This window comes from uncultured Cardiobacterium sp. (assembly GCF_938028185.1).
Classification (GTDB): Bacteria; Pseudomonadota; Gammaproteobacteria; order Cardiobacteriales; family Cardiobacteriaceae; genus Cardiobacterium.
Window position 1 is genome coordinate 1 of sequence record NZ_CALJAH010000133.1, and the last position, 5,323, is coordinate 5,323.

At 55.2% G+C, this 5,323-nt stretch carries 5 protein-coding genes; 2 read left to right on the forward strand and 3 right to left on the reverse strand.

The genetic code is table 11. The features are described 5' to 3' along the window. Nucleotides 1-218 precede the first annotated feature (218 nt). Nucleotides 219-701 (forward strand): hypothetical protein, encoded by a 483-nt coding sequence (locus Q0349_RS04080; RefSeq protein ID WP_298079603.1) that lies wholly within the window; start codon nucleotides 219-221, stop codon nucleotides 699-701. Nucleotides 702-1,166: 465 nt separating this feature from the next. Here the strand turns inward: Q0349_RS04080 and aspA are convergent, their stop codons facing one another. From aspA to dapE, 3 genes are all read right to left on the reverse strand, one after another. After that, entirely contained in the window at nucleotides 1,167-2,564 is a 1,398-nt protein-coding gene (gene aspA / locus Q0349_RS04085; RefSeq protein ID WP_298079604.1) for an aspartate ammonia-lyase, read from the reverse strand. Between the two features lie 200 nt (nucleotides 2,565-2,764). Next, a complete protein-coding gene (locus Q0349_RS04090; protein ID WP_298079605.1) occupies nucleotides 2,765-3,064 on the reverse strand; it encodes a hypothetical protein in 300 nt (99 codons plus the stop codon). Nucleotides 3,065-3,079: 15 nt separating this feature from the next. Further along, on the reverse strand, nucleotides 3,080-4,228 hold the full coding sequence (gene dapE / locus Q0349_RS04095) for a succinyl-diaminopimelate desuccinylase (protein ID WP_298079606.1): 1,149 nt from the start codon (nucleotides 4,226-4,228) through the stop codon (nucleotides 3,080-3,082). Nucleotides 4,229-4,906: 678 nt separating this feature from the next. Between dapE and Q0349_RS04100 the strand changes: the two genes are divergently transcribed. Further along, nucleotides 4,907-5,215 carry an RNA-binding protein gene (locus Q0349_RS04100; protein ID WP_298079607.1) on the forward strand — a complete coding sequence of 103 codons (309 nt, stop codon included), beginning with the start codon at nucleotides 4,907-4,909 and terminating at the stop codon, nucleotides 5,213-5,215. Nucleotides 5,216-5,323 lie beyond the last annotated feature (108 nt).

Consider the following 5,323-nt stretch of genomic DNA (forward strand, 5'->3'; position numbering starts at 1 on the left):
TCCGCACAGAATGAATAAAATAATACAAAATAAATACTGTTTTTATACACTATATTTATTTGCTGTTTTTGGGTTCTCTTGGTTTTTTTGTATCCCTTTATTAAACTCTCTATGGCTACCAATATTCCCTGCGGCTTCTTGGACGCTTTTTTGCATTTCTGTTTCATGTAATGTTCATGAGTGTATATTATTTTAAAAATCATGAGTGGAAAATATTGATGCCTTTCGTTCTTTTGTTATTATGGGTATTTTCTACAGCTATTATTACAGCCGTATTCGGCTCTTATCAGGATTATAGCGATAGAAAAAATAGCCATTGGGTTAATTTGGAACTTTTCTTTACCACAGCCGGATTTACCCAATCCAATCCTTATTACTTCAAACTTGATGAATCCTTTGTTAAAAATATCAATAACAAGGAGCTTTCGCTGCTAAGAAAAAAATATCCCGTTATCATGGATGGACGTGAAAGTTACCATGAAAGCTATCTCTACGGCAGGATAATGGTCGATCTCAAGGATATAAAAATCCTTTGCTCGGTAAAAGAAGAAAATGGTAGCCGTTTTTGTCACAGATTCTCTGGCAGTGACTTGCAGAGAATGGACTGGATTACGGATGAAGCACCCAAACAGACCGAACAACCTGCGCAGATACCGATTATCCGCAAACTCCTCCGTTTTTTGTCTTCCTGCAAAGGCTGAAAACGACATCCAACCCAAAATAGAACCCGCCATTGGCGGGTTTCCTTTATTAGACCTCTTTCCAAACCATGCAAAGGCATACGTTTTTTGGAATTTGTATCTCTGCCCCCACCCCGGCCCTCCCCCACGGGGGAGGGAGCCGTTCTGCGGCAGATTCAAATAACAGCTGCCATATCACATATGGATGGTTATGAAACTGTTGCTATTTTTGCAGCCAATGAGTTCCCTCCCCCTGTGGGGGAGGGTTAGGGTGGGGGCAGCAGACAACAGCTCGGCAGGTTTGGAATTTTGTCGGGTTGCCGTGCAAGTTATGGTTTGGAAGGAAGTCTATTCAAATTTCAAGGCGTATAGGACAAAATTTTGAACAGGTTTTGAGGTTTGTGGTGGATGGCTATATCAGAGAAAACCGGTGCAGTACTTTCAATAAAAAGCCCCGCATGGCGGGGCTTTATTCATGCCGGAAAATTATTTTTTCGGATAGACCATGTTTTCCGGGGCGATGATGCGGTCAAGCTCTTCTTTGCTGAGGAAACCTTCTTTCAGCACGATGTCGTACACCGAGCCGCCGGTGTGCAGCGCGGTTTTGGCGACGTAGCTGGATTTTTCGTAGCCGATGTAGGGGTTTAAGGCGGTTACGAGGCCAATGTTGGACAGTACCTGTTCGCGGCAATGCTGTTCGTTGAGTTCGATGCCGTCCACGCATTTTTCGGCGAAGGTGCGGCAGGCGCGGGAGAGCATGACCATCGCGGTGAAGAGGTTGAAAGTAATCACTGGCTCGAAGACGTTGAGCTGGAGCTGCCCGGCTTCGGAAGCGAGGGCGATGCTGTGGTCAATGCCCAATACGTGGAAGCAGGTTTGGTTCACCACTTCGGGGATGACCGGATTGACTTTGCCCGGCATGATGGAGCTGCCCGGCTGGCGATCCGGCAGGTGATAGTTGGCCAGCCCCGCGCGCGGCCCGGAGCTGAGAAGGCGCAGGTCGTTGGCGATTTTCGAGAGGCGGGTGGCAATCAGGCGCAGGTTGCCGGAGAGGTGGACGTAGCCGCTGGTGTCCTGTGTTGCCTGGATGAGGTCTTCGGCGGTGTGGTAGGGCTTGCCGGTGATAGCGGCGAGGTGGCGCGCGCAGGCGGCGGCGTAGCCTGCCGGAGCGTTCAGGCCGGTGCCGATGGCGGTTGCGCCCATGTTGATTTCGTAGAGGCGGCGGCGCGGTTCGTCCAGACGCTCGATTTCAATCGCAATCATGGTGGCGAAGGCGTTAAATTCCTGCCCGGCGGTCATCGGCACGGCGTCTTGCAGGTGGGTGCGCCCCATTTTCAGTTTGTCGCCAAATTCGCGGCTTTTGCGCGCGAAGCTGTCGTGCAGCACTTGCAGCGATTTGATCAGGCGCTCGATGTAGGCGTCCAGCGCGACGTGCAGCGCGGTCGGGTAGGCGTCGTTAGTCGATTGGGCGTGGTTGACGTGGTTGTTCGGGTGGCAGTATTGGTACTCGCCTTTTTGGTGGCCCAAAATTTCCAGCGCGCGGTTGGCGATGACTTCGTTGACGTTCATGTTGGTGGAGGTACCCGCACCGCCCTGAATCATATCGACGACGAACTGGTCGTGCAGGGCGCCGGCGAGGATTTCGTCGCAGGCGGCGACAATGGCGTCTTTGATTTTGCCATCGAGCGCGCCGACTTCGTGGTTGGCAAGCGCGGCGGCTTTTTTCACTTGCGCAAAGGCGTTGATGAAGGTGTCGAACTGGTGCAAACGCACGCCGGTGATGTTGAAATTCTCATAGGCGCGCAGGGTTTGTACGCCGTAGTAGGCATCAGCGGGGACGTCGCGGTCGCCCAAGAGGTCATGTTCTTTGCGGGTGTTACTCATGAGGGTTCTCCTTGTTAAGTTTTGTGTATTTTAACTCTTTTTTCTGTGAATTTCCCGTGATTTTATCTCGCATTTTTGTGGTTTTTCGCTCTCTGCGGCAGTTACTGGCGTGAAAAAAGCCAACCTTGCGGGGTTGGCTTGTGGATGGCTGTGATGTTTGTAGGCTGTTCATGCTGGTGACGTCACGGAGGTAGCAGCGTTTAACGACGTCGCCATTTTTGTATAAAGATAAAGAGTGCGGCGAGCAGCAGGTGGTAGGTGACCGCGACAAACAGCGCGGTGAGCGGGGCAAAGCGGTATGCGCTGTCGTGGTTGTAGTCTTGTGCATCCAGTATCAACTGGAGAACCCGCAGCCGCATGGCGGCGAAAAACAGCAGGTAGCAGAGGGCGATGGAAATCAGCCAACACGCCGTTTGTGGCAGACGCCTGCCGTAAACCAGCTGGATAAGGAAGGGCGCCAGCAGCGCGAGAATGAGCGGGAATGCGTAGGGGATGAACATCGTTTGCGGGTAGTTTCAGGCGGATGTCAATGGTACCCACAGCGCGCGCACGGTGTCTTCGTAGATGGCGGCGAGCGGGGCGAGGTCGGCAACGGCGACGTGTTCGTCAATCTGGTGCAGGGTGGCGCTGTCGGGGCCAAATTCCACCGTCGCCGCGCCGTGTTTGGCAAGAAAGCGCGCGTCGGAAGTACCGCCGCCGGTGTCCAGTTGCAGCGTCTCGCCGGTGTGGCGGGCAACGGCTGCGCGCAGCGCGGCAATCAACGCGGGATTTTCGGTGAGGAAGGGTTCGCCCGACAGTTTCCAGCGGTATTCAGCGCGGATGCCACTGCCTTGCAGGGTATCTTCAATCAGCGCTGTCGCCTGCTGCTGCAGGCTGGCAGCATCGTGTTCGGTGTTGTAGCGCCAGTTGGCTTTGCAGCTTGCGGTCGCGGGGACGACGTTTTCCGCGCCGGTGCCGGCGGCGAGGTTGCTCACCTGGAAGCTGGTCGGTGGGAAGTGGGCCTTGCCGTCGTCCCAGCGGGTGGCGGCGAGGCGGGCGATAACGGCGCCGAGCGCGTGAATCGGGTTGCGCACGTTGGCCGGGTAGGCGACGTGTCCCTGTTTGCCGTGCAGGGTGAGGTGCAGATGAAGCGAGCCACGGCGGCCATTACGGGCGCGGTCGCCGAGGCGGGCGGCAGTGGAAGGTTCGCCGACGATGCTGTAATCAATGTGGACGCCTTCTTGCGCGAGTTGGGTGAGGACGGCTTTGGTGCCGTGGGTGCCGTCGCCTTCTTCATCGCTGGTGAGTAGCAGCGCGAGGGTGCCGGGGTGCGGCGCGGCGGCAAGGCGCTCCAGCGCGACGGTCATCGCGGCGACGCCCGCTTTCATGTCGGCGGCACCGCGGCCATAGAGTTTGCCGTCGCGGATGACAGGCTCGAACGGCGGCGATGTCCATGACGCTTCGTCGCCGGGCGGAACGACGTCGGTGTGTCCGGCAAAGGCGATGAGTGGCGCGCCGCTGCCGTGTGTCGCCCAGAGGTTGTCGGTGTCGCCGAGGCGGAGGGGGCGGATGGTGAAGCCCGCCGCTTGCAGGCGCGCAGCGATGAGCGCCTGGCAGCCGGCGTCGTCCGGGGTGATAGAAGGGCGGCGGATGAGCTCTTGCAGCAGGTCGAGGGTGGGGTTCATGGGGTTTCCGGGTGAATGAAAGGCGGTAGTGTAGCGGGCGGCGCGGATTGCCCCAAGTGTATGGCAATCATCACCAAGCCCAAAGCGGCGCATTCGCGCAAAGGAGGAAACCGCTTTTGCGGGCAGTCAGCGTTAACAGCACCGCACCGTTGGCTACGCCTGGGGCTGTTTATGTCGTTCTGAATGCGGTCGCTGTGCGCTTTCTCAGAACTTGTTCAAAATCCCCCCTGCAGGGCGAAATAAACCGCCACTTGAGCGGCTGTTTGCGTTTGAGCGGTTCAGGGAGCTGAATATGGTGAAAACAACGAATGTGCCGGAGGGACATTTTGGCAACTTGAAGCGCAAACTAGGGCGTCATCATAGGGTCTGGAATTGAGCGTAACATTAAGTTTATAAAGGATTATTTTGCAAAAAATCGTAAGCCAGCCTGAATTTTGTTCTTTACGCCTCAATTGCAAACAGGCCCAGCCGATATTCCACAAAAAACACAGTAAAAACAATCTATAAAACCACGTACATAAATCCGCTTGACAATTCTCCGGCAAAAGCCGAATGTACGCGCCTTTCTGGCGACAAGGATGCGCCAAACGAATTTTGCCAGCGGGCAAAATACTGTCGTAATCATGCGTTGGGTTTCGGGAGTTTGAGAGTAAAACGCATGAATACAAAGGAAAAAACATGATCAACATCTACGTTGGCAACCTGTCCTACCAAGCCTCGGAACAAGAACTGCGCGACCTGTTCAGCACACATGGCGCCGTTAGCAACGTCACCATCATCAAGGATCGCGACAGTGGCCGCAGCAAAGGCTTTGGCTTCGTCGAAATGGACGACAACAACGCCGGACTGCGTGCCATTGACGCGCTGAACGGCAAAGACCTCGGTGGTCGTCCGCTGAAAATTAACGAAGCCCGCCCGCGCGAAGAGCGTCCGCGCCGCGATCGCTTCGGTGGTGGCCGCGGATTCGGCGGCGGTGGCAACTGGTAAGCCGCAGTAGCACAAAAAAGCCCGCAATCGCGGGCTTTTTTGTTTGGTATAGTCATCCACCGAAAGTTTCAGACAAGGCGCGTCGCCGAAGACAGTACGCAGTTGTAC